1 protein-coding gene is annotated in these 617 nt (G+C 76.8%); it reads right to left on the bottom strand.

Translation table 11 applies throughout. The features are described from left to right. A partial coding sequence (locus tag C7C46_RS33035; RefSeq protein WP_146259320.1) for a hypothetical protein occupies window positions 1–294 on the bottom strand: 294 nt, incomplete at its 3' end. Between the last annotated feature and the right edge of the window lie 323 nt (window positions 295–617).

The raw sequence follows: 617 nt of genomic DNA, 5'->3' as shown, positions 1-617 counted from the left end.
CGCGGGGGCGGTGGCCGGGGCGGTGCCGCCGGGCTCGGTCGGGGTGGCGCCCACGGTGGACATCCGCACCCCGGAGGCGGCGCGCTGCTGAGCGCTGATCAGCCAGGTGGTGGCGATGCTGATGCCGACCACGGTGGACATCGCCATGGCGGCACCCGAGACCTTGATCGCAGGCAGCCGCAGCTGGCCGCCGACCGGCTTGGGGCGGCCGTGCCGACCGTGCGGCAGGGGTGCCGGCTCCAGCCGCTCCGCGGCGCGCGAGGCGGCCGCTGGGGTGCTCTCCCGCTGTGTCACCGGACTCCTCCTCCCCAGCCGACCTCCCCGGCCGGCTGTCGCTGCCCCGCTGACTGCTGCCCCGCTGAGTGTGGATCACCTGGCTGACGCGCCGTCGGCCCCCGGGCGGACCCGGTGCCGCGGGCGGACCGGGTGGACCGAGCGGACCTGACGGGCCGGCGTCCGACCGAACGCCCAAACTGGACGCTGACCTTCCGCTTGGCCCCTGCCCCCGTACGGACCACCTGTACCGGCAGAGTGACGAGAGTACCAGCGCGGCGGCACTGCGTGACCGGCGCGGTGCGCTCCGGTTGGCCGCCCCCGCTCGCCGGCCCCGTGCCGGA

It is taken from the genome of Streptomyces tateyamensis (genome assembly GCF_003205575.1).
Lineage (GTDB): Bacteria > Actinomycetota > Actinomycetes > Streptomycetales > Streptomycetaceae > Kitasatospora > Kitasatospora tateyamensis.
The sequence above is the reverse complement of the archived record's forward strand: the minus strand, read 5'-3'. Positions and strand labels throughout refer to the sequence as shown.